Origin of the sequence: Streptomyces sp. NBC_00568 (genome assembly GCF_026341855.1) — a bacterium.
Taxonomy (GTDB): Bacteria; Actinomycetota; Actinomycetes; order Streptomycetales; family Streptomycetaceae; genus Streptomyces.
Window position 1 is genome coordinate 3582251 of record NZ_JAPENW010000001.1, and the last position, 26677, is coordinate 3608927.

The following is a 26677-nucleotide window of genomic DNA, read 5'->3' on the forward strand; positions in this document are numbered from 1 at the left end:
GCCCCGGCATCGGCCTGAATTAATGCAAGCATGCTTGCTTGTTTATTCCGGCGCTGCCATGCTCCGTGCCACACACCGTCGTGTCCCGAGGGGAGCGCATCGTGTCCGACGCGTCGTCCGTGGTCTCCGTGATCGACGATCTGCACCGGGAGAGCGAGGAACTCGACCGGCTGGTAGGGGAGTTGGGTGAGGGGCAGTGGGCCCTCGGCACGCCTGCCGAGGGCTGGACCGTCGCCCACCAGATCGCGCATCTCGCCTGGACCGACCGGTCCGCCCTGCTCGCCGTCACCGACGCCGAGGCCTTCGCGAAGGAGGTCGAGAAGGCGCTCGCCTCTCCCGACGGCTTCGTGGACGAGGGCGCGGACGAGGGCGCCGCACAGCCGCCTGCCCGGCTGCTCGCCGGCTGGCGCGAAGGACGGACCGCCCTGGAGACGGCCCTGCGCGCGGCACCCGCCGGAACCCGGTTCCCCTGGTACGGCCCGCCCATGTCGGTCGCCTCCATGGCCACCGGGCGCCTCATGGAGACCTGGGCCCACGGACAGGACGTGGCCGATGCGCTGGGTGTGGTGCGCCCACCCACCGACCGGCTCAAGCATGTGGTTCGAATCGGCGTGCGCGCCCGTGACTTCGCCTTCGCCGTGCACGGCCTCACCGCACCCGCCGACGAGTTCCGCGTGGAACTCGAGGGCCCCTCCGGCGAGATGTGGACCTACGGCCCGGCCGGCGCCCCGCAGCGCGTCACCGGCCCCGCCCTCGACTTCTGCCTGCTGGTGACCCAGCGCGCCCACCGCGCAGACCTCGCCGTGCGGGCGGAGGGCCCCGACGCCGACCGCTGGCTGGACATCGCGCAGGCCTTCGCCGGTCCGCCGGGTGCCGGGCGGGAGCCCAAGGAGGCCGGCCGGTGACCGAGGGAGCCGCGACCCCGGCCCGCCCCCTGCGCATCGGCAACGCCTCCGGCTTCTACGGCGACCGCTTCGACGCGCTGCGCGAGATGCTCACCGGCGGCCCGCTCGACGTCCTGACCGGCGACTACCTCGCCGAACTGACCATGCTCATCCTCGGCCGCGACCGGCTGAAGGACCCCGGGCGCGGCTACGCCAAGACCTTCCTGCGCCAGCTGGAGGAGTGCCTCGGCCTCGCCCACGAGCGCGGCGTACGCCTCGTCACGAACGCGGGCGGCCTGAACCCGGCCGGACTCGCCGACGCCGTGCGGGAGCTGGCCGGCCGGCTCGGCATCCCGGTGCGCGTCGCCCACGTCGAGGGCGACGACCTCACCGGCCGCCCCCGAATTCTCGACTCCGCTCGGCCAGGGGGGACCCCCATCGGCAGCCTCGCCGCGCACGCCTACCTGGGCGGTGCGGGCATCGCCGCCTGTCTGCGCGAGGGCGCGGACATCGTCGTCACCGGGCGCGTCACCGACGCCGCGCTGGTCACCGGGCCCGCCGTCGCCCACTTCGGCTGGGGGCCGGACGACCACGACCGGCTCGCGGGCGCCGTCGTCGCCGGGCACGTCCTGGAGTGCGGCACCCAGGCCACCGGCGGCAACTACGCCTTCTTCACCGACCACGACCCGGCCCGGCTGCGCCACCCCGGCTTCCCGCTCGCCGAACTCCACGAGGACGGGTCGAGCGTCATCACCAAGCACGACGGCACCGGCGGCCTCGTCGACGTCGGCACGGTCACCGCGCAGCTCCTGTACGAGACGCAGGGCGCCCGGTACGCGGGGCCCGACGTCACCGCCCGGCTCGACACGGTCGCGCTCACCCAGGAGGGTCCGGACCGGGTAAGGATCGACGGCGTGCGCGGGGAGGCCCCGCCGCCCACCCTCAAGGTCGGCCTCAACCGGCTCGGCGGCTTCCGCAACGAGGTCGTCTTCGTCCTGACGGGGCTCGACATCGAGCGCAAGGCGGAGCTCGTGCGGGCCCAGCTGGAGGCCGCCTTCGACACCGCCAGGTCCCGCCCGGCGGAGGTCCGCTGGGACCTCTCCCGCACCGACCACCCCGACGCCCCCACCGAGGAGACCGCGAGCGCCCTGCTCCGCCTCGTCGTGCGCGACCAGGACCAGAGGGCGGTCGGACGGGCGCTGAGCGGAGCCGCCGTGGAACTGGCGCTGGCGAGCTACCCCGGATTCCATGTGATGGCGCCACCCGGCCCGGGCTCGCCCTACGGGGTCTTCGAGGACGTGTACGTCCCCCAGGACACCGTGGATCATGCGGCGGTCCTCCACGACGGCCGCCGGGTCGCCGTGCCCCCGGCCCACGACACCCTCGTACTGGAAACCCCCGAAGAGCCGCCCCTGCCCGAGCCGTTGCCCGCGGGGCCGACCCGGCGGGCGCCGCTCGGACGGGTCGCGGGGGCGCGCAGCGGGGACAAGGGCGGGAACGCCAATGTCGGCGTCTGGGCGCGTACGGACGACGCCTGGCGGTGGCTGGCCCATGCCCTGACGACGGACACGTTCCGGAGTCTGCTGCCGGAGACCCGTGATCTGAAGGTCGTCCGTCACGTCCTTCCCAACCTCCGCGCCCTCAACTTCGTGGTCGAGGGGATCCTCGGCGAGGGCGTCGCCTCCCAGGCCCGCTTCGACCCCCAGGCCAAGGCCCTCGGCGAATGGCTCCGCTCCCGTCACCTGGACATCCCGGAGGCCCTGCTATGACCGTGCTTTCCTCCACGCTCGACGTCAAGAGTCCCGAGTACGCGGCCCATCGCGAGGCCATGGTCGGCAAGCTCGCCGATCTGGAGTCCGAGCATGCCAAGGCGCTCGCGGGCGGCGGTGAGAAGTACGTCGCCCGGCACCGCGGACGCGGCAAGCTCCTGGCCCGTGAGCGGATCGAGCTGCTGCTCGACCCGGACACGCCCTTCCTGGAGCTGTCGCCGCTCGCGGCCTGGGGCAGCGACTACGCGGTGGGCGCCTCGCTCGTCACCGGGATCGGCGTCGTCGAGGGCGTCGAGTGCCTGATCACGGCGAACGACCCGACGGTGCGCGGCGGCGCGAGCAACCCGTGGAGCCTGAAGAAGGCGCTGCGGGCGAACGACATCGCGCTCGCGAACCGGCTGCCCTGCATCAGCCTGGTCGAGTCGGGCGGCGCGGATCTGCCGTCGCAGAAGGAGATCTTCATCCCCGGGGGTGCGATCTTCCGTGACATCACCCGGCTGTCGGCGGCGGGCATCCCCACGGTGGCCGTGGTCTTCGGGAACTCGACGGCCGGGGGCGCGTACGTCCCCGGGATGTCCGATCACGTGATCATGGTCAAGGAACGGGCGAAGGTCTTTCTCGGCGGGCCGCCGCTGGTGAAGATGGCCACGGGCGAGGAGAGCGACGACGAGTCGCTGGGCGGCGCCGAGATGCACGCGCGTGTGTCGGGTCTCGCGGACCACTTCGCCGTCGACGAGCGGGACGCGCTCCGGCAGGCCCGGCGGGTGGTCGCCCGTCTCAACCACCGCAAGGCGTACGGCGATCCCGCTCCGGCGGAGCCCCCGAAGTACGACGAGGACGAACTCCTGGGGATCGTCCCGGGCGATCTCAAGCATCCGTTCGATCCGCGTGAGGTCATCGCCCGGATCGTCGACGGCTCGGACTTCGACGAGTTCAAGCCGCTGTACGGGACGAGCCTGACCACCGGCTGGGCGAGCCTGCACGGCTATCCGGTCGGCATCCTCGCCAACGCCCAGGGCGTGCTGTTCAGCGCCGAGTCCCAGAAGGCCGCCCAGTTCATCCAGCTGGCCAACCAGCGCGACATCCCGCTGCTCTTCCTGCACAACACCACCGGCTACATGGTCGGCAAGGAGTACGAGCAGGGCGGCATCATCAAGCACGGCGCGATGATGATCAACGCGGTGAGCAACTCGCGGGTCCCGCATCTGTCGGTGCTGATGGGCGCCTCCTACGGCGCAGGCCACTACGGGATGTGCGGGCGCGCCTACGACCCCCGCTTCCTGTTCGCGTGGCCCAGCGCCAAGTCGGCCGTGATGGGACCGCAGCAGCTCGCGGGCGTCCTGTCGATCGTCGCCCGGCAGTCGGCCGCCGCGAAGGGGCAGCCCTACGACGACGACGCGGACGCGGCGCTGCGCGCCATGGTCGAGCAGCAGATCGAGTCCGAGTCGCTGCCGATGTTCCTGTCCGGGCGGCTGTACGACGACGGGGTCATCGACCCGCGCGACACCCGCACCGTCCTCGGCCTGTGCCTGTCCGCGATCCACACGGCGCCCTTCGAGGGCGCGCGCGGTGGCTTCGGCGTCTTCCGGATGTGAGGAACCACGTGATTTCGAGTCTGCTGGTCGCCAACCGGGGCGAGATCGCCTGCCGGGTCTTCCGTACCTGCCGCGAGGCGGGGGTGCGCACGGTCGCGGTGTATTCCGACGCCGACGAGAACGCCCTGCACGCGCGGGTGGCGGACGCGGCGGTGCGGTTGCCGGGCGCGGCGCCCTCGGAGACGTATCTGCGGGGCGATCTGATCGTGCGGGCCGCGCTGGACGCGGGCGCGGACGCCGTGCACCCGGGGTACGGGTTCCTGTCGGAGAACGCCGGTTTCGCGCGGGCGGTGATCGACGCGGGGCTGGTGTGGGTCGGTCCGTCGCCGGAGGCGATCGAGGCGATGGCCTCCAAGACCCGTGCGAAGAAGCTGATGGGACTCGCCCCGCTGGAGCGGGTCACCGCGGCGGACCTGCCGGTGCTGGTCAAGGCGGCCGCGGGCGGCGGCGGGCGCGGGATGCGGATCGTCCGTGACCTCGCCGACCTCGACGCCGAGCTGGAGGCGGCCCGAGCGGAGGCCCTGAGCGCCTTCGGGGACGGGGAGGTGTTCGTCGAGCCGTACGTGGAGGGCGGCCGGCACGTCGAGGTGCAGATCCTGGCCGACGCGCACGGCACGGTCTGGCCGCTGGGCACGCGTGACTGTTCCCTCCAGCGGCGTCATCAGAAGGTCATCGAGGAGGCGCCGGCTCCCGGGCTCGGCGACGAGCTCACGCGGACGCTGTACGACCTGTCCGTGCGGGCCGCCCGCGCGGTGGACTACGTCGGCGCCGGCACGGTCGAGTTCCTGGTCGCCGACGGCACGGCGCACTTCCTGGAGATGAACACGCGTCTCCAGGTCGAGCACCCGGTGACGGAGGCGGTGTTCGGGGTCGATCTGGTGGCCCTGCAGCTCCGGGTCGCGGAGGGGGAGCGGCTGGAGAGCGACCCCCCGCGCCCGCGGGGCCACGCGGTGGAGGCCCGGCTGTACGCGGAGGACCCGGCGGGCGCGTGGGCGCCGCAGACGGGCACGCTGCACCGGATCTCCGTCCCGGACGGCGTCCGGCTGGACACGGGTTTCACCGACGGGGACGGCGTCGGTATCCACTACGATCCGATGCTCGCGAAGGTCGTCGCGCACGCCGGTACACGCGCGGAGGCCCTGCGGAAACTGTCCGGCGCGCTGGAGCGGGCCACGATCCACGGACCTGTCACCAACAGGGATCTCCTCGTGCGGTCGCTGCGGCACGAGGAGTTCGCCGGGGCCCGGATGGACACGGGCTTCTACGACCGTCACCTCGCCGCGCTGACCGGGCCCGTTCCCGATCCGTACGCCCCGCTGGCCGCCGCTCTGGCCGACGCGCACGGCCGTTCGCGGTTCGGCGGCTGGCGGAACCTGGCGTCGCAGCCGCAGACCAAGCGCTATCTGATGCACGGCGCCGAGCACGAGGTCACCTACCGGCACACGCGGGCGGGACTCGCGGCCGACGGGGTGCGGGTGGCGCACGCCGACGCGGACCGTGTCGTCCTCGAAGTGGACGGCGTACGGCGGACGTTCGAGGTCGCGCGGTACGCCGACGGGCAGGTCTTCGTGAACGCCGCCGCGCTGACCGCGCTGCCCCGCTTCCCCGACCCTGCCGCGGACCGGGCTCCCGGTTCGCTGCTCGCGCCGATGCCCGGCACCGTGGTCCGGGTCGCCGAGGGGCTGGCCGAGGGCGCCGTCGTGCGGGCGGGCGAACCCCTGCTGTGGCTGGAGGCGATGAAGATGGAGCACAGGATCTCCGCGCCGACGACAGGAACACTCGGCGCCCTGCACGTCGTCGTCGGACAGCAGGTCGAGGTGGGCGCGCTGCTGGCCGTCGTACAGGAGGCGGCAGCGCAGGAACAGGCAGCGCAGGAACAGGCAGCGCAGGAGCAGGCACCGCGGGACGACGCCCGGTGAGCACGCGCCCGGTGCCGGGACGCCGGGCAGCACCACCGCGCGGACCTGAGCCGCGCGGGCGCGAACAGCTAGGTACAGGCCGCACATTCCGTTCCGAACCTCCGAACCTCCGTACCGAGGAGCCGTCATGAGCCCTGTCACAGAGACCGACGAACACAAGGCGCTGCGTTCCGCGGTCGCCGCTCTCGGCAAGCGCTACGGCCGCGAGTACCTCACCAAGGCCGTCGCCGAGGGCGGCCACCCCGACGAGCTCTGGTCCGAGGCGGGCAAGCTCGGCTACCTGGGGGTGAACCTCCCGGAGGAGTACGGCGGCGGAGGCGGCGGCATCGCGGAACTGTCGATCGTGCTGGAGGAGTTGGGTGCGGCGGGCTGCCCGCTGCTGATGCTCGTCGTCTCGCCCGCCATCTGCGGCACGGTCATCGCCCGCTTCGGCACCGAGGAGCAGAAGCGGACGTGGCTGCCGGGCCTGTCGGACGGCACCCGCACCATGGCGTTCGGCATCACCGAGCCCGACGCCGGTTCCAACTCGCACCGGATCACCACCACGGCCCGCCGTGACGGCACCGACTGGGTCCTGAACGGCCGCAAGGTGTTCATCTCCGGCGTCGACATCGCCGACGCGACGCTCATCGTGGGCCGCACGGAGGACGCGCGCACGGGCAGTCTCAAGCCCTGCCTGTTCATCGTCCCGCGCGACACCGAGGGTTTCGGGCGGCGGCAGATCGACATGGAACTGGCCAGTGCCGAGAAGCAGTTCGAGCTGACCCTGGACGACGTACGGCTGCCGGCCGACGCGCTCGTCGGTGGGGGCCCCTCCCACGCTTTCGGCAGTGGGGGAGAGGACGCGGGGCTGCTGCAACTGTTCGCCGGGCTCAACCCGGAGCGGGTGATGACGGCCGCGTTCGCGATCGGCATGGGCCGTTTCGCGCTCGCCAAGGCCGTCGAGTACGCGCGTGAGCGCACCGTCTGGAAGGCGCCGATCGGCGCCCACCAGGCCATCGCGCACCCGCTGGCGCAGGCCCACATCGAACTCGAACTGGCCCGGCTGATGATGCAGAAGGCGGCCTTCCTGTACGACTCGGGGGACGACATCGGGGCCGGAGAGGCCGCCAACATGGCCAAATACGCTGCCGGGGAGGCCTGCGTACGGGCCGTCGACCAGGCCGTGCACACCCTCGGCGGCAACGGCCTCACGCGGGAGTTCGGCCTCGCTTCGCTGATTACGGCGGCGCGCGTGTCTCGTATCGCGCCGGTGAGCAGGGAGATGATTCTCAACTACGTCTCCCACCAGACCCTGGGTCTGCCCAAGTCGTACTGACCGCTCTAGGAGGAACCGTGTTCCGCAGCGAGTACGCCGATGTACCGGCCGTCGAGGAGCCCATCCACGACGCCGTCCTGGGCCACGCCGCCGAGCGCGGCGACGCACCCGCGCTCGTCGACGGCGTCGACGGCACCACGCTCACCTACGCCCAACTCGACCTGTTCCACCGGCGACTGGCCGCCGCGCTGGCCGAGGCGGGGCTGCGCAAGGGCGATGTGCTGGCGCTGCACAGCCCGAACACCATCGCCTTCCCGACGGTCTTCTACGGGGCCACGCGCGCGGGGGCGTCGGTCACGACGGTGCACCCGCTCGCCACCCCGGAGGAGTTCGCCAAACAGCTGCGGGACTCCTCGGCCCGCTGGATCGTGACCGTCTCGCCCCTGCTGGACGCGGCCCGGCAGGCCGCCGAACTCGCGGGCGGCGTACGGGAGATCTTCGTGTGCGACCAGGCACCCGGACATCGCTCGCTGGCCGACCTGCTCAGCGGTTCCGCCCCCGAACCGCAGGTCGACATCGACCCCGTCGAGGACGTGGCGGCGCTCCCGTACTCCTCGGGCACCACCGGCGTCCCCAAGGGCGTGATGCTCACCCACCGCTCCATAGCCACCAATCTCGCGCAGCTCTCACCGGCCATGCCGATGGGCCCGGGCGACCGCATCCTCGCCGTGCTGCCGTTCTTCCACATCTACGGGCTGACGGCTCTGATGAACGCGCCCCTGAGGCAGGGCGCCACCGTCGTCGTCCTGCCCCGCTTCGAACTCGACACCTTCCTGGCCGCCATCCAGGAACACCGCATCACCGGCCTGTACGTGGCGCCGCCGATCGTCCTCGCGCTCGCCAAGCATCCGGCGGTCGCCGAGTACGACCTGTCGTCCCTGGAATACATCATCTGCTCGGCCGCGCCCCTGGACGCGTCGCTCGCCGCCGCGTGCTCGGCACGGCTGGGGCTGCCGCCGGTGGGCCAGGCGTACGGCATGACGGAGCTGTCGCCCGGCACCCACGTCGTCCCGCTGAGCGCCCAGGACGCGCCCCCGGGGACCGTCGGCAAGCTCGTGGCGGGCACCGAGATGCGCATCGTCTCCCTCGACGACCCGGGCAAGGACCTGGGCGTCGGAGAGCCCGGCGAGATCGTCGTCCGGGGTCCCCAGGTCATGAAGGGCTATCTGGGCCGCCCCGACGCGACCGCCGCGATGATCGACCCGGACGGCTGGCTGCACACCGGGGACGTCGGGCACGTGGACGCGGACGGCTGGCTGTTCGTCGTGGACCGGGTCAAGGAACTCATCAAGTACAAGGGCTTCCAGGTCGCCCCCGCCGAGCTGGAGGCGCTGCTGCTCACCCACCCCGGCATCGCCGACGCCGCCGTCATCGGGGCCTACAACGAGGACCACAACGAAGTCCCGCACGCCTTCGTGGTGCGCCAGCCCTCCGCCGCCGGCCTGTCCGAGGGAGAGGTGATGATGCACGTCGCCGAGCGCGTCGCCCCGTACAAGCGGGTCCGTCTCGTCACCTTCATCGACGCCGTCCCGAGGGCGGCCTCCGGGAAGATCCTGCGCCGGGAACTGCGAGGCCTCTCATGACCGTCGTCCGTACGGCGCGGGATCGCGCCGTCACCACCCTCACCCTCGACTCACCAACCAACCGCAACGCCCTGTCTGCCGCCCTCGTGGGCGAGCTGGCCGACGCGCTCACCCGCTGCGGCAAGGACGACGAGACCCGCGCGGTCGTCCTGACCCACACGGGGAACACCTTCTGCGCGGGCGCCGACCTGCGCGAACCGCCGCACCCGGACGCCTTCGTCGGGCTGCTGCGGCAGATCGTCGAGCTGCGCAGACCCGTCGTGGCCCGGGTGACCGGGCACGTCCGGGCTGGCGGCCTCGGCCTGCTCGGGGCCTGCGACATCGCGGTGGCCGGCCCGGAGGCGAGCTTCGCCTTCACGGAGGTACGCATCGGGGTCGCCCCCGCCGTGATCTCGCTCCCGCTGCTGCCGCGCACGGACCCGCGCGCCCTCGCCCGCTACTACCTCACGGGCGAGCGCTTCGACGCCTCCGAGGCGGTCCGCACGGGGCTCCTGACGGCGTCCGGCGAGGACGTGGACGCCGTACTCGCACCCGTTCTGGACGGGCTGCGCCGATCGTCCCCGCAAGGCCTCGCCGAGACGAAGGAGCTGCTCACGGCTAAGGTGCTGGAGGCCTTCGACCGGGACGCGGCGGACCTGACCGCGCTCTCGGCCCGGCTGTTCTCCTCCGCGCAGGCCCGCGAGGGGATGACGGCCTTCCTCGAACGACGGGATCCCGCATGGGTGGTGTGAGCGCGACGGAGCACGCGGCACGTACTCCGCACGTCCCCAAACAGGACCGCAGCCGGGCCACCCGGCAGCGGCTCCTGGCCGCCGCCGTGGCCTGTCTCGCCGAACACGGCTGGGCGGGCTCCACGGTCTCCGTCGTCGCCGAGCGCGCCGGTGTCTCCCGGGGCGCCGCCCAGCACCACTTCCCCACCCGCGAGGACCTCTTCACGGCGGCGGTCGAGTACGTCGCCGAGGAACGCTCCACCGCCCTGCGCGCCCTCTTCCCCGACGGCCCCGCCGACCGGCGTGTCGTCGTCACCGCCCTCGTCGGCCTCTACACCGGGCCGCTGTTCCGCGCGGCACTCCACCTGTGGGTCGCGGCCTCCAACGAGGACCAGCTCCGCTCGCGCGTGACCGAGCTCGAGGCCCGTGTCGGACGCGAGAGCCACCGCATCGCGGTGGACCTGCTGGGCGCGGACGAGTCCCGCCCCGGCGTGCGCGAGACGGTGCAGGGCCTGCTCGACATGGCGCGCGGGCTCGGCCTCGCGAACCTGCTCACCGATGACGCGGCGCGCCGGGAGCGGGTCGTGGCGCAGTGGGGCGCGATCGTGGAGGAGGCGCTGGGCTGACCGCGCCGGGAGCCGGACACCCGGGGGGCGGGCGGTTGCCTCGCCGGTCAGGGGCTGAGCCGCTCGATCCGCCAGCTGCCGTCCGGCTCGGCCGCGTAGCGGAGCCGGTCGTGGAGGCGGTTCTCGCGGCCCTGCCAGAACTCGACCGACTGCGGGGCGATCCGGAAGCCTCCCCAGTGCGGCGGCACCGGCACCTGTTCGCCCTCCGGATAGCGCTCGCTCAGCTCCGCGTACGAGGCGTCCAGCTCGGTGCGCGAGGAGATGACCGTGGACTGCGTGCTCGCCCAGGCGCCGAGCTGGGAGCCGTGCGGGCGGGTGCGGAAGTACGCGGCGGTCTCGTCCCGGCCGGTGCGTCGCGCCGTCCCGGTGACGATGACCTGCCGGGCCATCGGGTGCCACGGGAAGAGCAGCGAGATGTACGGGTTGCGGGCCAGCTCGAGGGCCTTGCGCGAGTCGTAGTTGGTGTAGAAGACGAAGCCCTGCTCGTCGTACTGCTTGAGCAGCACCGTGCGCGAGCTGGGCCGGCCCTCGGCGTCCGCCGTGGAGACGACCATCGCGTTCGGCTCGTGCAGGAAGCCGTGCACCGCGGCCTGCGCCGCCTGCTTGAACCAGCGGGAGAACTGGTCCATGGGGTGCGCGGCGAGATCGCCCTCGTCGAGGCCCTCGGCGCGGTAGTGGGCCCGCATGGCGGCGGGGTCGGCGGCGATTTCCTCGTCCGCGGCCTCGGCGGCCTCGGCCGCGCGCCGGATGAGGGGCTCGGTCGTGGATTCGTCCGGGAAGCGATCGGTCACGCCGTCATCCTGCCGTATCCGTGCCCGCTCCCGCGGGCGGGTGTCCTTCGTCACGCGGTGGCACTCAGTGCCGCGTACTCTCCCCAAAGGTGGCACTCGGAGATATCGTGCTGCTGCCGTTCCGGTTGGATGACCGGCCGCACGGGGCATCACCGGAGTGACCGTTTCGGACCGCGAGTCGGCGGAGATCTTTCGAAGACCATTCGAGAGTCTTCGTAAAACGACCGTGGAACCGGCTCGCGAACCGCACGATCGTCGACCGTCACCCGTGATAGGGCACAGGGTCACAGAGATCCCACAACATCATTTGTCGTACACATCACGAGGAGCCGCCTGATGTCCGACTTCGTACCCGGACTCGAAGGAGTCGTCGCGTTCGAGACGGAGATCGCCGAACCGGATAAGGAGGGCGGCGCTCTCCGGTACCGGGGCGTCGACATCGAGGACCTCGTCGGCCATGTCTCCTTCGGCAATGTCTGGGGACTCCTCGTCGACGGCGCCTTCAATCCCGGCCTGCCGCCCGCCGAGCCGTTCCCGATCCCCGTCCACTCCGGTGACATCCGTGTCGACGTGCAGTCCGCGCTCGCCATGCTCGCCCCGGTCTGGGGCCTCAAACCCCTCCTCGACATCGACGAGCGGCAGGCCCGCGAGGACCTCGCGCGCGCCGCCGTCATGGCCCTGTCGTACGTCGCCCAGTCCGCCCGCGGCCAGGGCCGGCCGATGGTTCCGCAGAACGAGATCGACAAGGCCCAGTCCGTCGTCGAACGGTTCATGATCCGCTGGCGGGGCGAGCCCGACCCCAAGCATGTCGCCGCCGTCGACGCCTACTGGACCTCGGCCGCCGAGCACGGCATGAACGCCTCCACGTTCACCGCGCGCGTGATCGCCTCGACGGGCGCGGACGTCGCCGCCGCGCTCTCCGGCGCCGTGGGAGCCATGTCGGGTCCGCTGCACGGAGGCGCCCCCTCCCGCGTCCTCGGCATGATCGAGGAGATCGAGCGCACCGGGGACGCCGACGCCTACGTCCGCCACGCCCTCGACAAGGGCGAACGCCTGATGGGCTTCGGCCACCGCGTCTACCGCGCCGAGGACCCGCGCGCGCGGGTGCTGCGCCGCACCGCGCGCGAGCTCGGCGCCCCCCGCTTCGAGATCGCCGAAGCCCTGGAGAAGGCCGCTCTCGCCGAGCTCCACGCCCGCCGCCCGGACCGTGTCCTGGCGACGAACGTCGAGTTCTGGGCGGCCATCGTCCTCGACTTCGCCGAGGTCCCGGCCCACATGTTCACGTCCATGTTCACGTGCGCCCGTACCGCGGGCTGGTCGGCGCACATCCTGGAGCAGAAGCGCACGGGCCGCCTGGTGCGTCCCTCCGCGCACTACGTGGGCCCCGGCTCGCGGGGCCCCCAGGAGATCGAGGGATACGGGGACATCGCCCGCTGACCCCCGTACGCCGGTCATCACGCGGGAGTGAGCAGCTCCGCGTGATGACGGGCGGCGACCAGCGGGTGCGCCCGCAGCTTGCCCTTCAGCTCGTTGAAGCCGTACTCGGCGAAGAGCGGATTCGACGGATCGTCGGTGACGCCGGGCGCGGCGGAGGCGTGCGGGAACGGCAGCGGCTCGATCCGGGCGTCGAGGCGGGGGTTGTAGAAGAACGGCACCGAGAACCGCTCGGTGGCCCCGGCCGGGCTCACCACCCGGTGGTTGGTCGCCACGAGATAGCCGTTGGTGGCGACCTCCAGGAGCTCACCCAGGTTGACCACGAAGGCGCCCGGCAGCGGCGGCACGTCGTGGAAGCGGCCGTCCTCGCGTTGCACCTGCAGCCCGCCGACCTGATCCTGGAGCAGCAGCGTCAGGAATCCGTAGTCCTTGTGCGCTCCCACGCCCTGGTCGGCGCCGTCGCCCGCGCTCCCCGGATACCGCACCAGCTTCAGATGCGGGTGGGCCCGCTCGCCGAAGACCGGGTCGTAGAAGCCGGCGGGGGCTCCGATCGCGGTCAGCAGCTCGCGCAGCAGCCGTGCCGCGACCGAGCTCAGCCGTTCGATCCAGGCCAGCGCGGCCGTCCGCAGTTCCGGCAGCGCGGCCGGCCACTGGTTCGGTCCCTCCAGCCACCAGTACGCGGGCTCGCCGGGACCGGGTGTCCGCGCGGCCCGCTCGGCCCCGATGTCGAGCTGGTCCCGCCAGTCCCGGCTGCCGCCGGTCCGCTCGTCACCCGTCCGCGTGTACCCGCGGAAGTGCGGCGAGCCGATGTTGTCGATGGCCAGCCGGTCGGCCTCGGGGAGCGCGAAGAACCGGTGCATGGCCCGCAGCAGCGCGCCGGTCTCGGCCTCGGTCACCCCGTGCCCGGTGAGCTGGAAGAAGCCCACGTCGTGGGCGGCGCTGTGCAACTGCGCGTGCAGCAGCGCTCGCGCCTGGGGGCCGCGGTCGGCGGCGGAGAGATCGATGATCGGAAGCTGCTGGTACGAGGGGAACCGCTGCCCGTTCGAGGCAGGCGTGAAAGACGTGTTCGTCGTCATGAGATGCGTCCGCGGGGTGTACGGGTGCCCGGGCGGCCGCCAGGGGTGGGGCGGGGGCCGCGGGTGCCAGGTGGAGGAGAGAAGCGGTGCGAAGGGGGCCGGTCAGGCAGAGCGCCGACAGCCCATGCTCGTGACGCGCACGAAATCCACGTGGCGGCGTCGGACGAGCATCGGAGGCATGGCCACAGGATACTGCCGCCCCCGCGATCCTCCTGTGGCCCGGGTCACTCCGGCCGAACGCTCCCCCGGGCCCCGGCGCTCGCCCCCGCCGGACACGCGTCCGTGCCGAAACGCAGACGACCCGCGAGCTCGGGTCCCTCCGCCGTGCGGCGAAGGAGCCGGCCGGACGCACCGGCGAGCTCGCGGGTCGGGTGACTGCGTTGGATTGGGCCGGCTGCACGCGCATCACGCATGCTGGTCCGGCGCCGAACCGAGTCCGACAACGGGCCGCTAGCCCGCAGCCACCTCGTATGTCCGGGTTTCCGTCATGAGCCGAACCACCTCCTCTCCTACGTGGGCAGCACTCTAGGAAGACATCCGGGGAGCCTCAAGCGATTTACGGAGAACTGGCGGGACGGGTGCTCCTGGGACGGACGGGGCGAAAATCCGGCGTACAACGATTTCGCCCAATCTTCGGGGAACGGGTGTGGGCTGGGTCACGTTCGAGTTGAATGGTGACGAGTGAGCGAACTGTCGCGCCGTACACGCGGACGCAGCCTGCAGGGGGTCCAGGTGAGTGCTTCCCGGCGTAGTGGGACCACCGAGCTGGGGCCGGACGAGCCCGAGCCGGATGGTTCCGACCTGCTTGCCGCGCTGCTGGACGGCATGGACGCGGCCCTGTGCGCCTTCGACGCCGACGGAACCGTGACGCACTGGAACCGCGAGGCCGAGCGCATTCTCGGGTGGACGGCGGCCGAGGCCGTGGGGCGGCACGGCTTCGCCGGCTGGGCCGTGCGGACCGCGGACGCCGAAGAGGTCGAGACCCGGCTGATGTCCGCGATGGAGGCCCCCGGCCGCCAGGTGCACGAGTTCGCGCTCCTGACCAAGGACGGCGGCCGCGTGCTCGTCCGCACCCAGTCCGCCGCGGTCCGCGGCCCGGACGGCAAGCCAGCCGGGGTGTACTGCGCCTTCAGCGAGGTGCACGCCCAGATCGACCTCGAACGGTCCATAGCCCTGAGCGAGGCGCTGTTCGAGGACGCCAGCTGGGGCGTGGTGCTGGTCGACGCCGACCTGCGGCCCGCCGTGGTCAACGCGCACGCCGCGAAGGCGCTCGGGACCGGACGCACCTCCGTTCTCGGCCGCCCCCTGGGGGAGCTGCTCTCCCAGGGCGTCGAGGAACTGGAGAGCGCCTTCACCCACGTACTGTCCGAGGGTGCGCCGCCCGCGCCCGCGGAGTTGTGGGTGAGCGTGCGCACGCCGGAGGGCGAGAGGCGCCGGTGCTGGCGCAGCGGGTTCCTGCGGCTCGCCTCGCCGCTCGCGGAGGAGCCCGTACCCCTGGGTGTCGGCTGGCTCTTCCAGGACGTGACCGAGGCCAAGCAGACCGAGCAGGAAGCGGCGCTGCTGCGCTTCCGCGCCAACCAGCTGCACCGTGCGGCGCGGGCCGCCGCGGAGTGCGAGGACCCGGGCGAGGCCGCCACCGTCCACCTCGACTTCGCCCTCGCGGGCTTCGCCGACCACGCCCTGGTCGACCGGGTGACCGGGGGCCGGCTCGTGGACGGGGAGGAGGGGCCCGTGCGGCTCGTCCGGACCGTCGCCACACCCGCCGGGGCGCCCGGACCGAGCATCCTCACCGGCAAGGCCGGGCTGCCCGTGCGCTACGCCGAGGGGCACCCCGCGCTGCAGTGCGTGGAACGCGCCGGGTCGGTACGGGCCGACGCGGGCGCCGCCGACGCCGAGCGGGCGCGCGAGTGGGCTCTCGCCCGCCAGTGGCCCCGCGACGCCGTGCACGCCCTGTGCGCGGTGCTGCGCAGCCGCGGGCGGACGCTGGGAGTCGTGACGTTCCTGCGGAGCGCGGGGCGCAGCCGGTTCGAGCGCGCGGACGCGATGTACGCGGAGGACGTGGCGGTACGGATCGCGATGGCGCTGGACCTGGAGGAGCTGACGCGACGGCCCTGAGGCCGCCCCGGGACGCGAACTCCCCGCGGCCTCCACCCGGGGCCGCCGGACCTGGGCCCGCCGGGGTGCGTACCTCTGGGCGCACCCCCTCCGGTACGTCCTCTCAGCGGCGGTAGAAGATCCGGTCCCCGTACTCCGTCATGATCCGTCCGTTCCACTCGTGGCCGCCGTCGACGTTGCCCGAGCGGAGCAGGGGCGGTTCGATGCCGCGGTCGGCGAGGGCGCCGGCGGCGGTGGCCATGACGGCCTGCAGGAGGGCCGAGGTGACGACGGTCGAGGCGGGGGCGAAGGGTGCTTCGATGGAGTCCACGGTGAGTTCCGCGTCGCCGACCGGGATCCTCGAGTCGAGGACGAGGTCGCAGTGGTCCTTGAGGTAGGTGCCCGACACGTGCCGGGACGTCGTCTCGGTGGCGTAGGCGACGGAGGTGACGCCGATGACCTTCACGCCCAGGGCGCGGGCGTTCATGGCCATTTCCACGGGGAGCGCGTTGCGGCCGGAGAGCGAGATGATCACCAGCAGGTCGCCGGCACGGAGCGGGCTGGAGTCGAGGACCGCGCTCGCCAGACCGTCGACCCGCTCCAGGGCGGAGCCCAGCGTCGCGGGCATGACGTCGACGCCCACGACTCCCGGCACGGCGAGCAGATTCATCAGGGCGAGGCCGCCCGCGCGGTAGACGATGTCCTGCGCGGCGAGCGAGGAGTGCCCGGCGCCGAAGGCGAAGAGCCGGCCGCCGTCGGTGACGGTGTCGGCGATCAGGGTCCCGGCCGCCTCGATCTCCCCGGCGTCCTCGTCCCGTACCTGCCGCAGCAGGCCGATCGCGGCGTCGAAGAACTGCCCGGCCAGCTTGCTGTCGCTCATCGGCGAAGCCCCTTTGAAGTCTCGTCGCTTGGACGTCTCGTCGGCGTCGGGGTCGGCACGCGGCGGACGGGCGGCTGAACCGGTTCCCCGGTGCGGCCGTACTCCCCTCGTGTCGCGGATCACGTTGCGGTCTGGACCACTGCCCTGTCAATACGACCCTCGGGCGCGGTCCACGACCGTCGAGGGTGGTCCGGGGCGCCCCTGCCGCGGCCCGCGCGGGCGGTCCGCGGCCCGTGTCCGCACGTTTTCGGGGCACTCGGCAGCATGCGGTTCGGACGGCGAGGCACGGTTGTCAGTGCTATGCGTCAGAATTGAGTTCAGGGCCAGCGCACACGCCGGTGGACCATCGAGTCTCCGGCAGAGCTAATCGAGGGGCACGAATGTCCGGACTGATCGACACCACGGAGATGTATCTCCGCACCATCCTCGAGCTGGAGGAGGAAGGCGTTGTCCCCATGCGCGCCCGGATCGCGGAGCGGCTCGACCAGAGCGGCCCGACGGTGAGCCAGACGGTGGCGCGGATGGAGCGCGACGGTCTGGTGGCGGTCGCCAGCGACCGGCATCTTGAACTCACCGACGAGGGACGGCGGCTGGCCACACGCGTCATGCGCAAGCACCGCCTCGCGGAGTGTCTCCTCGTCGACGTGATCGGTCTGGAGTGGGAGCAGGTGCACGCGGAGGCGTGCCGCTGGGAGCACGTGATGAGCGAGGCGGTGGAGCGGCGCGTGCTGGAGCTGCTGCGCCACCCGACCGAGTCGCCGTACGGGAACCCGATCCCGGGCCTGGAGGAGCTGGGCGAGAAGGACGGCGCCGACCCGTTCCTGGACGAGGGCATGGTGTCGCTGGCCGAGCTCGACCCGGGTCTGGACGGCAAGACCGTGGTCGTACGGCGGATCGGTGAGCCGATCCAGACCGACGCGCAGCTGATGTACACGCTGCGACGGGCGGGCGTGCAGCCCGGCTCCGTGGTCAGCGTGACCGAGTCGGCGGGCGGGGTCCTCGTGGGCAGCGGCGGCGAGGCCGCGGAGCTGGAGGCCGACGTTGCCTCCCATGTGTTCGTCGCCAAGCGCTGACGCCGTCGGCGGGCGTACCGGCTCCCCGGTGCCCGCGCCTTCCGCGCCCGAGCGCCCGGTCCCCGGAACGGGTGCGCGCCCTGCCCGCGCCCGCGCCTCGGCGGACCGTGCCCGCGGTGTCCGGTCCTGCGTTGTCCGGACCTCCCGGAGCGTCCTGACGTCCGGTGCCGATGCTTCCGGTGCCCGGGATTCCGGTATCCCGGATTCCGGTGGCCGGAATTCCGGCACCCGCCCGGCCGGTATCCGTGGTTCCGGATATCGGCCTTTTCCCCGCCCGAGTTTCCGGTGCCCGCGAGGGGCAGCTCCCGGGCGTCGACGCAGGGGCCGGCAGCCGCTGACCTCCACGTCGGCGCCCGGGCGCACGCCGGACACCGTGGGGCGCATGTCGTCCGGCGCACCCCTGGGTGTGTCAACTGCTGTGGCTGTAGGGGCAGTTGTGGTGTTTTCGCGACCTGGCCGAAACCAAGATTCAGTGTGCGGAATCGCAGCGCCGGGACCATTTGCGTGCGAGGCTGTCGCGTGAGGCATATGACCTGAGGGCTCTTGACCGTGTCCGAGAGCGATGGTGTGCGGTCGGGGAGGGGGCGTAAGGATGTGCCGCAGATGTGGAGAGGGCCCCGGCGCCGTAAGGCGCCGGGGCCTGTCCTCCCCTGTGCTGACCCGGAGCCCCGAGCTCTCAAGGTCATTCCCCTCGGACCGTTTTCCCCGAGCGGTCCGCCTCCCGCTGAAGATCTCCCCGCAGCGGCGGCGGTCAATCCTCGCGGGTGGTCACTCGAACGAGGGGTGTTGCGGCCAGAAAGGCCATTCTCGAAACCCCATTCGATAACGTGACGGTGTGGCGGGAGTACACATACGGACACCGAGCAGCAGAGCAGCAGGAGCAGCGGCAGGAAGCGGTACGAGTGGACCAGCCGGATCGAGCGGGAGCGGGCGGGTCCGAGCGAGCTAGGGGGGTGCCATTACCGATGGTGCGGCGCATCGACGTGACGGGAGCGGGCGGCGTACGCCTCGCCGCCTGGGAGTTCGCCGATCCTCCCAAGAGCGACCAGCCGAGGGCCTCCGAGGCGCCCGGCGTGCTGTTACTGCACGGCCTCATGGGCCGTGCCTCGCACTGGGCGTCCACCGCCCGCTGGCTCTCCGAGCGGCACCGCGCCATCGCCCTCGACCAACGGGGCCACGGCCAGAGCGACAAGGGCCCGGAGGCCGAGTACACCCGTGAGGCCTACGTCGAGGACGCCGAAGCCGCCCTCGACCAGCTCGGCCTCGGACCGGCCGTCCTCATCGGCCATGCGATGGGCGCCCTGACCGGCTGGCAGCTCGCCGCCAAGCGCCCCGATCTCGTCCGCGCCCTGATCATCTGCGACATGCGGGCCTCGGCACTGGGTGCCGCCTCGCAGCGCGAGTGGGAGGACTGGTTCAAGGCCTGGCCCGTTCCCTTCGCCACGCTCGCCGACGTACGGAAGTGGTTCGGCGAGGACGACCCCTGGGTGGAGCGCCGCAACCCCTCCCGCGGCGAGTTCTACGCCGAGGTGATGCACGAGTGCCCCGACGGCTGGCGCCCGGTCTTCGAACCGGAGCAGATGCTCAAGTCCCGCCAGACATGGGTGTACGACGCCCACTGGGAGGAGCTCGCGCAGGTCCAGTGCCCCGCCCTGGTCGTAAGGGGCCTCGACGGCGAGCTCGGCCGGGCCGAGTCCCAGGAGATGGTCCGGGTCCTGCCGCGCGGCCAGTACGCGGAGGTCGCCGACGCCGGCCATCTGGTGCACTACGACCAGCCGGAGGCGTGGCGAGCCGCCATCGAGCCGTTCCTCGACGGTGTACTCACCAGCTAGCACCGCCCCTGTCCCCGGCGGCCGGGACGGCCGGAGCGGCGCCGGAACGTGACCCGGCCTGCGCCGCCCGGCGCAGGCTCACCCCTTGCTGACCGCAGCCAGGATCTCCGGCAGGCGCCGGGCCGTCCGGGGCGCCGCCAGCCGGAGCCCGAGCAGTGTGATCAGCGCCCCGTAGACGGCCCCCACGGGCAGCAGCAGCCAGCTCCACCGGTCCCCGTCCGCGCTCACGTTCAGCCAGATCGTGAGGGCGATGACGGGGGCGGCCAGCAGAGCGGCCGCGACCATGCCGCCGAAGATGGAGATCCAGGCGAGTCCGGCCTGACCGGGGGCCACGTTCTTGTAGCCCTCCTGGGGGATGGAGTACGGAAAGCGGGCCGAGGACCAGGCGCCGGTCGCCAGCATCGCGCCGAGCAGTGCGAAGGACAGGCCGAGCACCTCGGGCAGCTGGCGCCAGGCATCGAGCAGCGAGGTCGTCAGGACGGTCACGAGCGTCGCGTACGGCAGGGTGATCACCAGCAGGGCCAGCGCACGCCCGCGCAGTTCGACGTACGCGTCACGGGTCGAGGAGATCGTCATCGCGACCATCCAGAACGCGGACGTGTCCTGCCCGAACTGGTTGTACATCTGGATCCCGAGCATCCCCGCCGCGAAGCACGCGAAGTAGACCGTGCCGGTCCCCTGAAGGGCGTTGAACACCGGCACGATCAGCCCGATGGCCAGTGAGGTCACCCACGCCGCCTTGGTCTTCGGATCGCGCCACACGTACCGCAGACTGCGCTCCATGACCGTGCCGGTGCGTCCGGCCGGCAGCAGCCGCCCGATCCCCGACGAGCCCCGGTCCCGTGCGGCGGGCTCCGCCGACTGGAGCGTGGACCCGTCGGGCGAGGTCATCAGCCGTGTCAGATGGCGGGACCAGAGAGCCAGCAACCCCGCCAGGGCGGCCGCGCACAGCGCGAGTTGGGCGATCCCGCTGCCGTACGATCCGTCGCTCACCGAGTCCACCGCGCCGATCGCCGACGCGGGCGGCACCCAGCGCAGCACGTCCGCCGCCGGGTCCAGCGTCGACAGCCCGCCCGCCGAACCGAGGCGCTGCGCGCCGAAGTTGACCAGCTGCACGCCGACCGCGACGACCAGTCCGCTGAGCACCGCCAGATCGCGGCCCTTGCGGCTGGACAGCAGCCGGATGTTGGCGGCCGCGACGGCCCGGGCGAGGGCCACACAGACCAGCAGGGCGAGCGCCAGGGCGACGGCCGCCGTCACGTACGCCGCCGTCCCGTGCGCGACCGAGATCACCGAGCCGACCAGCAGGCAGAGGGTGAAGAGCGGCCCGATGCCGACCAGCGAGGCGGCCAGCAGCGCCCGGACGAGCGGCTGCGGCCGCAGCGGCAGCATCACCAGCCGCGTCGGATCGAGCGTCTCGTCGCCGCCGGGGAAGAACAGCGGCATCACGGCCCAGCCGAGCGCCGTCACCGTCACGAGCGCCACGGCGACGGTGGTGGCGTGCGCGTTGCCGCGCAGCGCGATCAGCCCGATCAGCTGGAGCGCGGCGACGAACAGGACGAGCACCAGGGAGACGAGGTAGGCGGCCCGCCGCCCGGCGGACTGCCGCAGCCCGTTGCGCAGGAGCGACAGCTTCAGACGGACGACGACGGGCGTGATCGACGCGGCGGAGACGCCGCTGCCGGCGCTCACCGGGGAGCCCCGCCGCCCAGCCAGTCCAGGTCAGTCGCGGTGCCGCGGCCGTGCGCGCCGACCAGTTCCAGGAAAGCCTGCTGGAGCGAGGGCGCGCTGCCGCGCACCTCCGCGAGAGGGCCGTACGCGCGGATGCGCCCGGCGGCCATGACGGCGACCCAGTCGCACAGCGACTCGACCAGCTCCATCACGTGGGAGGAGAAGACGACGGTGGCGCCGGAAGCGGTGTACCGCTCCAGGACACCGCGGATGATCTGCGCGGAGACCGGGTCGACGCCCTCGAACGGCTCGTCGAGGAAGAGGACTTCGGGGTTGTGGAGGAGGGCGCAGGCCAGACCGATCTTCTTGCGCATGCCGGTCGAGTAGTCGACGACGAGTTTGTGCTGCGCGCCCGCGAGGTCGAGGACGTCGAGGAGCTGGGTGGCGCGCTTGTCGACCTCGGCACCGGGCAGGCCGCGCAACCGGCCGGTGTACCCGAGCAGTTCCCGCCCGGAGAGCCGCTCGAAGAGCCGGAGCCCCTCGGGCAGCACGCCGATCCGCGCCTTCACCTCCACCGGGTCGCGCCACACGTCGTGACCGACCACCTCGACGGTGCCCTGATCGGGCCTGAGCAGCCCGGTCACCATCGACAGGGTGGTGGTCTTGCCGGCCCCGTTGGGACCGACGAGCCCGATGAACCGGCCCGCGGGCAGCTCCAGATCGATCCCGGCGACGGCGACCTGTTCCCCGAACCGCTTCCAGAGCCCTCGCACGCGTACGGCGGGCACGCCGTCGTCCTTCGCTCCCTCGGTCATGTAGGCACCCTAAGGGCCGACGGGCCGGCCCGGGGGTGTGGAGTACGGCGCGACCAGCCACGACGGAGCCCGGCCGCCGGGCCATCGCTCCGGCGGCGCGGATCGCGCCGTTACCGATCCCGTCCGCAGGCGTAGGCCAGCGGCGAGATCAGCTCCTCCGCGTCCGGCAGCCAGCGGTTCGCGTGCGTCGGCCGGCAGGCCCACTGCACGGCACCCCGGGAGCCGAACCGGGTGGGCGGCGCGGCCACATAGGTCCCCTCGCCGAGCGCGGCCAGGTCGAGCGAGGCCGGCGGCCAGCCCAGCTTCCGTACGAGATCGGGGACCTTCGCCGCGGCGCCGGGAAGCACGAAGAAGTGCATGCGCCGGTCCGGTGTGCAGGTCACAGGACCGAGGGTGAGCTCCATCCGCTCCATGCGGGCGAGCGCCAGGAACCCGGCCGTCTCGGGCACGTCGATCGCGTCGAACGTACGCCCCGTGGGCAGCAGGATCGACGCCGTCGGCTGCTTCGACCAGAGCCGGCGCGCGACGGTCGCACTGCCCGTCGCCTGAGTCGCCCAGTCCTCGCGCGCCGGATGCGCTCCGGGCACGGCACAGGCCGGCTCTCCGCAGGAGCAGCGCTGCACTCCGCCGGCCGCTTCCAGCCAAGTGCCGGGGAACACGTCCCAGTGGCGTTCCTCGGCATAGCGCACGGCGGCTTCCTGCAGCGATTCGCCACGCTGCTTCGGGATCTGTGCGGACTCGGTGCCTGCGATGGTCTCTTCCACGTGGGACTCAACTCCCGGGTCCACCTCGGGTTACGGGGGACACGCGCGCGGGGGAGGGGCATCGATTCCGCGCCTGGGGCGCATGGATGCACGTGTGGGGGCGCGCAGGGGGAACGGCAGCCGGTAGTGGGTAATCAGGGGTGGGGTCGGGCAACCGCCCTTACCCCGGCAATCCTCACATGTCTCGCATCTTCGGTATGTCTGCGGGGCATTGATCTTCCTGGCCGACTTCTTTCGACGGGTCGGCCCGTGAAGACACGTCAACTCGGTGCGTGGGCAGGCACCGCAGCCACAGGGGGTACGCCATGGCCGCAAGGCCACTCATCGCCAGGCAGCCGAACGAACGACTGCAGGCACTCATCCAGGAAGCGGGCTGCTCGAACGCCGGGCTGGCCCGCCGGGTCAACATGTGCGGGGCGGAACACGGACTCGATCTGCGCTACGACAAGACGTCCGTCGCACGCTGGCTGCGTGGCCAGCAGCCGCGCGGACGAGCTCCGGCGATCATCGCCGAGGCGCTCGGCCGCAAGCTCGGCCGGACGGTCACGATCGACGAGATCGGCATGGCCAACGGCAAGAACCTCGCGTCCGGCGTCGGTCTCCAGTTCTCGCCGACGATACTGGGCGCGATCGAGCAGGTCTGCGAACTGTGGCGCAGCGACGTGGGGCGGCGGGACTTCCTGTCCGGCTCGTCCGTCGCCTCCTCCGCGCTCGTCGAGCCGAGCCGCGACTGGCTGATCTCGGCACCGGACTCGCAGGTCGCCCGCTCGGCGGGCCCGCGCGTCGGGATCTCGGACGTGGCGGCGGTCCGCGCGATGACCCAGGCCCTGGTCGAGCTCGACCACCAGTACGGCAGCGGGCATGTGCGCCCGGTCGTCGTGCACTACCTGAACAGCGTGGTCTCCGGGCTGCTCGCCGGCTCCTACCGGGAGGCCGTCGGACGCGAACTGTTCGCCGCCGTGTCCCGGTTGACGGAGCTCGCCGGCTACATGGCCATCGACACGGGCCAACCCGGGCTCGCCCAGCGCTACTACATCCAGGCGCTGCGGCTCGCCCAGGCGGCCGGGGACCGCGGCTACGGCGGGTACGTCCTCGCCGCGTCCATGAGCCACCTGGCCGCCCAGCTCGGCAACCCGCGCGAGATCGCGCAGTTGGCGCGTGCGGCGCAGGAGGGGGCACGCGGGCGGGTGACACCGCGGGCGGAGTCGATGTTCCACGCGGCCGAGGCGCGCGGGCACGCGCTGATGGGCGACGCACGTGCCGCGCAGGTGGCGTCCGGGCGGGCCGTGACCGCTCTGGAGGGCGCCGACCCGGCCTCCGGGGACGACCCGACGTGGATCGCGCACTTCGACGAGGCCTATCTGGCCGACGAGTTGGCCCACTGCCACCGGGACCTCGGCCAGGCCGAGGCCGCCGCGCGGTGCGCCGAGGAGTCTCTCGCCGGACATCCCGAGTCGCGTGCCCGCCGCCGCGCCATCGGCTATGTCCTGCTGGCCACGGCACAGGTCCAGCAGCGCGAGGTGGAGCAGGCCTGCAACACCGGTCTGCGCGCCGTCGAACTGCTCGGCACGCTCCGTTCCAACCGGGGTGCCGAGTATCTGGAGGACCTGCAGCAGCGCCTGGAACCGTTCCGGGACGAGGCGGTGGTACGGGAGTTCGGGGCGCGCATGGAGTTGCAGGCGGCGGCGTGAACGCACGGGTGGGGCACGTGGGTTGAGTGTCGGCGTCCCGGCGCGGACGGACCGGTGCGTGCCCCGGCGGGGGCGCACGCCGCGTGCGCCCCACGGGAACTGCGGCGTGCGGAGTACGGCCGGGCCGTATCGGCGAGGGGTGCGGTAGCGCGATCGCCGGGTCCGGTGCGGGCGTGATCATTTATCTCACGCTCCCCCGCCGCCGCGCACGTGACCATATGGCCTGTACCGGCGTGAACGCCGGGAAAACGAGGGCGCTGTGAGCGGAGGATGTGAAATACAGCGCTTTCGGGGGCGGTTTCGTTACCCGTGTCACAGGGTGCGGGGGTCGGGTCCCGTGCTGCGTGGCACCGGGCTGCGGGGACCCGGTAGCGTGAGCCGACGATCCCGAAGGTCCCCCATTCGTAGGAGTCCCGGTGACGCAGAGTGGACAGGGCGAGGAGCCCTCGGCGCGGCCCGCGCGCGAAGGCATCGTGCTGCCCTCCGACGGCAGCGAGCCGCTGCTGCCGGGTACGACGGGTGACAGTGCCACCCCGGCGGGTGGTCAGGCCTGGGGCAGGCCGTGGGGCCCCGACCAGTCGGCCGCCCCGGCGCCGCAGCCCGGTGACGGCTGGGGAGCGCCGGTGAACGGCACCCAGGCGTGGGGCGCCGCCGAGCCGTCCCCGCCGACGCCCTCCACCCCGGAGTGGGGCGCCTCCGCGTCCTCCGGGTCCCAGGGCTGGCCTGCTTCGGACCCGCACGGCTCCCAGCAGGCGCAGGGCTTCGCCCAGCCGCAGGCGTCCGGCGCCGGACCGCTGCCGCCCGAGGCCGCGCAGGCGTCGTCGTACGGCGCGCAGAACGGCTATGCGCCGGGGGCGCACGGCTCGCAGGCGGCGGCCGGCTACGACGGCTATGACGGCTACGGGGCCCAAGGCCAGCAGGGTCAGCAGGGCGGGCACACCGGACAGTCCGTGCCGCTTCCGCCCGGCGGCGATGACGGGGCGACCCAATACATTCCATACATTCCGGCCGCCCCGGGTGGCGACGAGGGCGCGACGCAGTTCATCCCGCCCGTCTCCGCCGCGCCGGACGGCGCCACCCAGTACATACCGCCGGTGGGACCGGGCGCGCTGCCGCCGGAGGTCCAGGCCGACGCGACGCGGTTCCTCGGGCGGACGCCGCAGGGCGGCCCCGGCGCCGGAGCCATGCCGCCCGCGGCCGGTTCGGACGCCGACGCCACGCAGTACATCGCTCCCGTGCCCGCGCAGTCGGCCGGGTCCTACGGAATACCCTCCGGCGGGCCGGAGGAGCGACAGCCCCCCGCCGAGTTCGACAACCTCTTCCGCAGTGAGCCGGAGGCGCACGGGTCGACGCAGATGATGCCGCGCATCGACGCGTCCGCACCGCAGGCCCCGCACGACACGTACGGCGCGCAGACCGCGCCCGGCGCACCCGGTGGCCGGGCCGCCGCACGGCGTGGCGGCGCGTCCGACGGCGACGGAGCGGGCGGCGGTGGCGGCGGCCGTTCGCGCGTCCCGGTGATCGCGGCCGTCGGCATCGGCATCATCGTGCTCGGCATCGGCGCCGGAGCGGCGCTCAGCGGCGGCGGAGGCGACGACGGCAAGGAAGACACCGGCAAGCCGGTGTCCGCGACGGCGCCCGCCACGCAGGGCTCGTCGGCACCCGCCGCCGACCCGGCGAAGGCACAGGCCGTCGAACTGGACAAGCTCCTCGCCGACAGCAGCGACAGCCGTGACGCGGTGATCAACGCCGTGGCCGACGTGAAGGTGTGCAACAACCTCGACCAGGCGGCCAGTGATCTGCGGGACGCGGCCGAGCAGCGGGGCGAGCTGGTGACCCGGCTCTCCGCCCTCGCGGTCGACAAGCTGCCGAACCACGCCGAGCTGTCCGCCGCCCTCACCAACGGCTGGAAGGCCTCCGCGGCCGCCGACAACCACTACGCGGCCTGGGCCGACCAGGTCAAGGACAAGAAGGGCTGCCGCAAGGGCCACGCCCGCACCACCGGCCAGACCCTGGCGGCCAACCAGGCCAGCGGTACGGCCTCCACCGAGAAGGAGAAGGCCGCGAGGCTGTGGAACTCCATCGCCTCCAAGTACGGCCTGACGCAGCGGGCCCGCACCCAGCTCTGACCCCTCCGGGTGGCCGGGGCGGG

At 72.6% G+C, this 26677-nt stretch carries 20 protein-coding genes; 14 read left to right on the forward strand and 6 right to left on the reverse strand.

Annotated features, from left to right (window positions below; translation table 11 throughout):
* Window positions 1-101 precede the first annotated feature (101 nt).
* The 8 genes from OOK38_RS15715 (at window position 102) to OOK38_RS15750 (ending at window position 10404) form a co-directional block, all read left to right on the forward strand.
* Window positions 102-905 (forward strand): TIGR03084 family metal-binding protein, encoded by an 804-nt coding sequence (locus tag OOK38_RS15715; RefSeq protein ID WP_266759913.1) that lies wholly within the window; start codon window positions 102-104, stop codon window positions 903-905.
* Window positions 902-2653: an acyclic terpene utilization AtuA family protein gene (locus OOK38_RS15720; RefSeq protein WP_266848524.1), complete on the forward strand. Its 1752-nt coding sequence runs from the start codon at window positions 902-904 to the stop codon at window positions 2651-2653. The genes OOK38_RS15715 and OOK38_RS15720 overlap by 4 nt, the downstream gene beginning before the upstream one ends.
* A complete protein-coding gene (locus OOK38_RS15725) occupies window positions 2650-4248 on the forward strand; it encodes an acyl-CoA carboxylase subunit beta (protein ID WP_266848525.1) in 1599 nt (532 codons plus the stop codon). The genes OOK38_RS15720 and OOK38_RS15725 overlap by 4 nt, the downstream gene beginning before the upstream one ends.
* A gap of 8 nt (window positions 4249-4256) precedes the next feature.
* The gene (locus tag OOK38_RS15730; RefSeq protein WP_266848526.1) at window positions 4257-6167 is read left to right on the forward strand and encodes a biotin carboxylase N-terminal domain-containing protein; all 1911 of its coding nucleotides are present in this window, start codon (window positions 4257-4259) and stop codon (window positions 6165-6167) included.
* A 127-nt stretch (window positions 6168-6294) separates the two neighbouring features.
* Window positions 6295-7485, forward strand: coding sequence for an acyl-CoA dehydrogenase family protein (locus tag OOK38_RS15735; RefSeq protein ID WP_266759905.1), 1191 nt, complete (start codon window positions 6295-6297; stop codon window positions 7483-7485).
* 17 nt (window positions 7486-7502) lie between these two features.
* Window positions 7503-9068, forward strand: coding sequence for a 4-coumarate--CoA ligase family protein (locus tag OOK38_RS15740; RefSeq protein WP_266759903.1), 1566 nt, complete (start codon window positions 7503-7505; stop codon window positions 9066-9068).
* A complete protein-coding gene (locus OOK38_RS15745; protein ID WP_266848528.1) occupies window positions 9065-9799 on the forward strand; it encodes an enoyl-CoA hydratase family protein in 735 nt (244 codons plus the stop codon). Before OOK38_RS15740 ends, OOK38_RS15745 begins: the two co-directional genes overlap by 4 nt.
* On the forward strand, window positions 9787-10404 hold the full coding sequence (locus tag OOK38_RS15750; RefSeq protein WP_266759901.1) for a TetR/AcrR family transcriptional regulator: 618 nt from the start codon (window positions 9787-9789) through the stop codon (window positions 10402-10404). The genes OOK38_RS15745 and OOK38_RS15750 overlap by 13 nt, the downstream gene beginning before the upstream one ends.
* A 47-nt stretch (window positions 10405-10451) precedes the next feature.
* On the opposite strand, the gene pdxH is transcribed toward OOK38_RS15750, so the two are convergent.
* Window positions 10452-11090, reverse strand: a complete 639-nt coding sequence (gene pdxH / locus OOK38_RS15755; protein WP_266849345.1) for a pyridoxamine 5'-phosphate oxidase — start codon at window positions 11088-11090, stop codon at window positions 10452-10454.
* A 441-nt stretch (window positions 11091-11531) separates the two neighbouring features.
* Between pdxH and OOK38_RS15760 the strand changes: the two genes are divergently transcribed.
* On the forward strand, window positions 11532-12632 hold the full coding sequence (locus OOK38_RS15760; RefSeq protein ID WP_266759899.1) for a citrate synthase 2: 1101 nt from the start codon (window positions 11532-11534) through the stop codon (window positions 12630-12632).
* Between the two features lie 17 nt (window positions 12633-12649).
* On the opposite strand, the gene OOK38_RS15765 is transcribed toward OOK38_RS15760, so the two are convergent.
* The gene (locus OOK38_RS15765) at window positions 12650-13705 is read right to left on the reverse strand and encodes an isopenicillin N synthase family oxygenase (protein ID WP_266759897.1); all 1056 of its coding nucleotides are present in this window, start codon (window positions 13703-13705) and stop codon (window positions 12650-12652) included.
* Between the two features lie 732 nt (window positions 13706-14437).
* Between OOK38_RS15765 and OOK38_RS15770 the strand changes: the two genes are divergently transcribed.
* On the forward strand, window positions 14438-15820 hold the full coding sequence (locus tag OOK38_RS15770) for a PAS domain-containing protein (protein ID WP_266759896.1): 1383 nt from the start codon (window positions 14438-14440) through the stop codon (window positions 15818-15820).
* A 103-nt stretch (window positions 15821-15923) separates the two neighbouring features.
* Here the strand turns inward: OOK38_RS15770 and OOK38_RS15775 are convergent, their stop codons facing one another.
* A complete protein-coding gene (locus tag OOK38_RS15775) occupies window positions 15924-16679 on the reverse strand; it encodes an SIS domain-containing protein (RefSeq protein ID WP_266759894.1) in 756 nt (251 codons plus the stop codon).
* A gap of 380 nt (window positions 16680-17059) precedes the next feature.
* Between OOK38_RS15775 and OOK38_RS15780 the strand changes: the two genes are divergently transcribed.
* Window positions 17060-17752, forward strand: coding sequence for a metal-dependent transcriptional regulator (locus OOK38_RS15780; protein ID WP_261701816.1), 693 nt, complete (start codon window positions 17060-17062; stop codon window positions 17750-17752).
* Between the two features lie 965 nt (window positions 17753-18717).
* Window positions 18718-19584: an alpha/beta fold hydrolase gene (locus OOK38_RS15785; protein WP_266759890.1), complete on the forward strand. Its 867-nt coding sequence runs from the start codon at window positions 18718-18720 to the stop codon at window positions 19582-19584.
* A gap of 78 nt (window positions 19585-19662) precedes the next feature.
* Here the strand turns inward: OOK38_RS15785 and OOK38_RS15790 are convergent, their stop codons facing one another.
* From OOK38_RS15790 to OOK38_RS15800, 3 genes are all read right to left on the reverse strand, one after another.
* The gene (locus tag OOK38_RS15790) at window positions 19663-21276 is read right to left on the reverse strand and encodes a transporter (RefSeq protein ID WP_266759888.1); all 1614 of its coding nucleotides are present in this window, start codon (window positions 21274-21276) and stop codon (window positions 19663-19665) included.
* Complete coding sequence (locus tag OOK38_RS15795; protein WP_266759887.1) at window positions 21273-22070, reverse strand: ABC transporter ATP-binding protein; 798 nt, start codon at window positions 22068-22070, stop codon at window positions 21273-21275. The genes OOK38_RS15790 and OOK38_RS15795 overlap by 4 nt, the downstream gene beginning before the upstream one ends.
* Window positions 22071-22180: 110 nt before the next feature.
* On the reverse strand, window positions 22181-22834 hold the full coding sequence (locus tag OOK38_RS15800) for a bifunctional DNA primase/polymerase (RefSeq protein ID WP_266759885.1): 654 nt from the start codon (window positions 22832-22834) through the stop codon (window positions 22181-22183).
* Window positions 22835-23139: 305 nt separating this feature from the next.
* Here OOK38_RS15800 and OOK38_RS15805 point away from each other — a divergent pair, with 305 nt between their 5' ends.
* Both OOK38_RS15805 and OOK38_RS15810 read left to right on the forward strand, forming a co-directional pair.
* Window positions 23140-24525: a transcriptional regulator gene (locus OOK38_RS15805; protein ID WP_266759883.1), complete on the forward strand. Its 1386-nt coding sequence runs from the start codon at window positions 23140-23142 to the stop codon at window positions 24523-24525.
* A 416-nt stretch (window positions 24526-24941) separates the two neighbouring features.
* Window positions 24942-26654: a hypothetical protein gene (locus OOK38_RS15810; protein WP_266759882.1), complete on the forward strand. Its 1713-nt coding sequence runs from the start codon at window positions 24942-24944 to the stop codon at window positions 26652-26654.
* Window positions 26655-26677 lie beyond the last annotated feature (23 nt).

Coding starts and splice junctions, on each gene's coding strand:
- OOK38_RS15780 (WP_261701816.1), top strand. CDS start 17,060: ATGTCCGGACTGATCGACACCACGGAGATGTATCTCCGCACCATCCTC.
- OOK38_RS15745 (WP_266848528.1), top strand. CDS start 9,065: ATGACCGTCGTCCGTACGGCGCGGGATCGCGCCGTCACCACCCTCACC.
- pdxH (WP_266849345.1), bottom strand. CDS start 11,090: ATGCGGGCCCACTACCGCGCCGAGGGCCTCGACGAGGGCGATCTCGCC.
- OOK38_RS15795 (WP_266759887.1), bottom strand. CDS start 22,070: ATGACCGAGGGAGCGAAGGACGACGGCGTGCCCGCCGTACGCGTGCGA.
- OOK38_RS15765 (WP_266759897.1), bottom strand. CDS start 13,705: ATGACGACGAACACGTCTTTCACGCCTGCCTCGAACGGGCAGCGGTTC.
- OOK38_RS15805 (WP_266759883.1), top strand. CDS start 23,140: ATGGCCGCAAGGCCACTCATCGCCAGGCAGCCGAACGAACGACTGCAG.
- OOK38_RS15750 (WP_266759901.1), top strand. CDS start 9,787: ATGGGTGGTGTGAGCGCGACGGAGCACGCGGCACGTACTCCGCACGTC.
- OOK38_RS15735 (WP_266759905.1), top strand. CDS start 6,295: ATGAGCCCTGTCACAGAGACCGACGAACACAAGGCGCTGCGTTCCGCG.
- OOK38_RS15785 (WP_266759890.1), top strand. CDS start 18,718: ATGGTGCGGCGCATCGACGTGACGGGAGCGGGCGGCGTACGCCTCGCC.
- OOK38_RS15725 (WP_266848525.1), top strand. CDS start 2,650: ATGACCGTGCTTTCCTCCACGCTCGACGTCAAGAGTCCCGAGTACGCG.
- OOK38_RS15775 (WP_266759894.1), bottom strand. CDS start 16,679: ATGAGCGACAGCAAGCTGGCCGGGCAGTTCTTCGACGCCGCGATCGGC.
- OOK38_RS15760 (WP_266759899.1), top strand. CDS start 11,532: ATGTCCGACTTCGTACCCGGACTCGAAGGAGTCGTCGCGTTCGAGACG.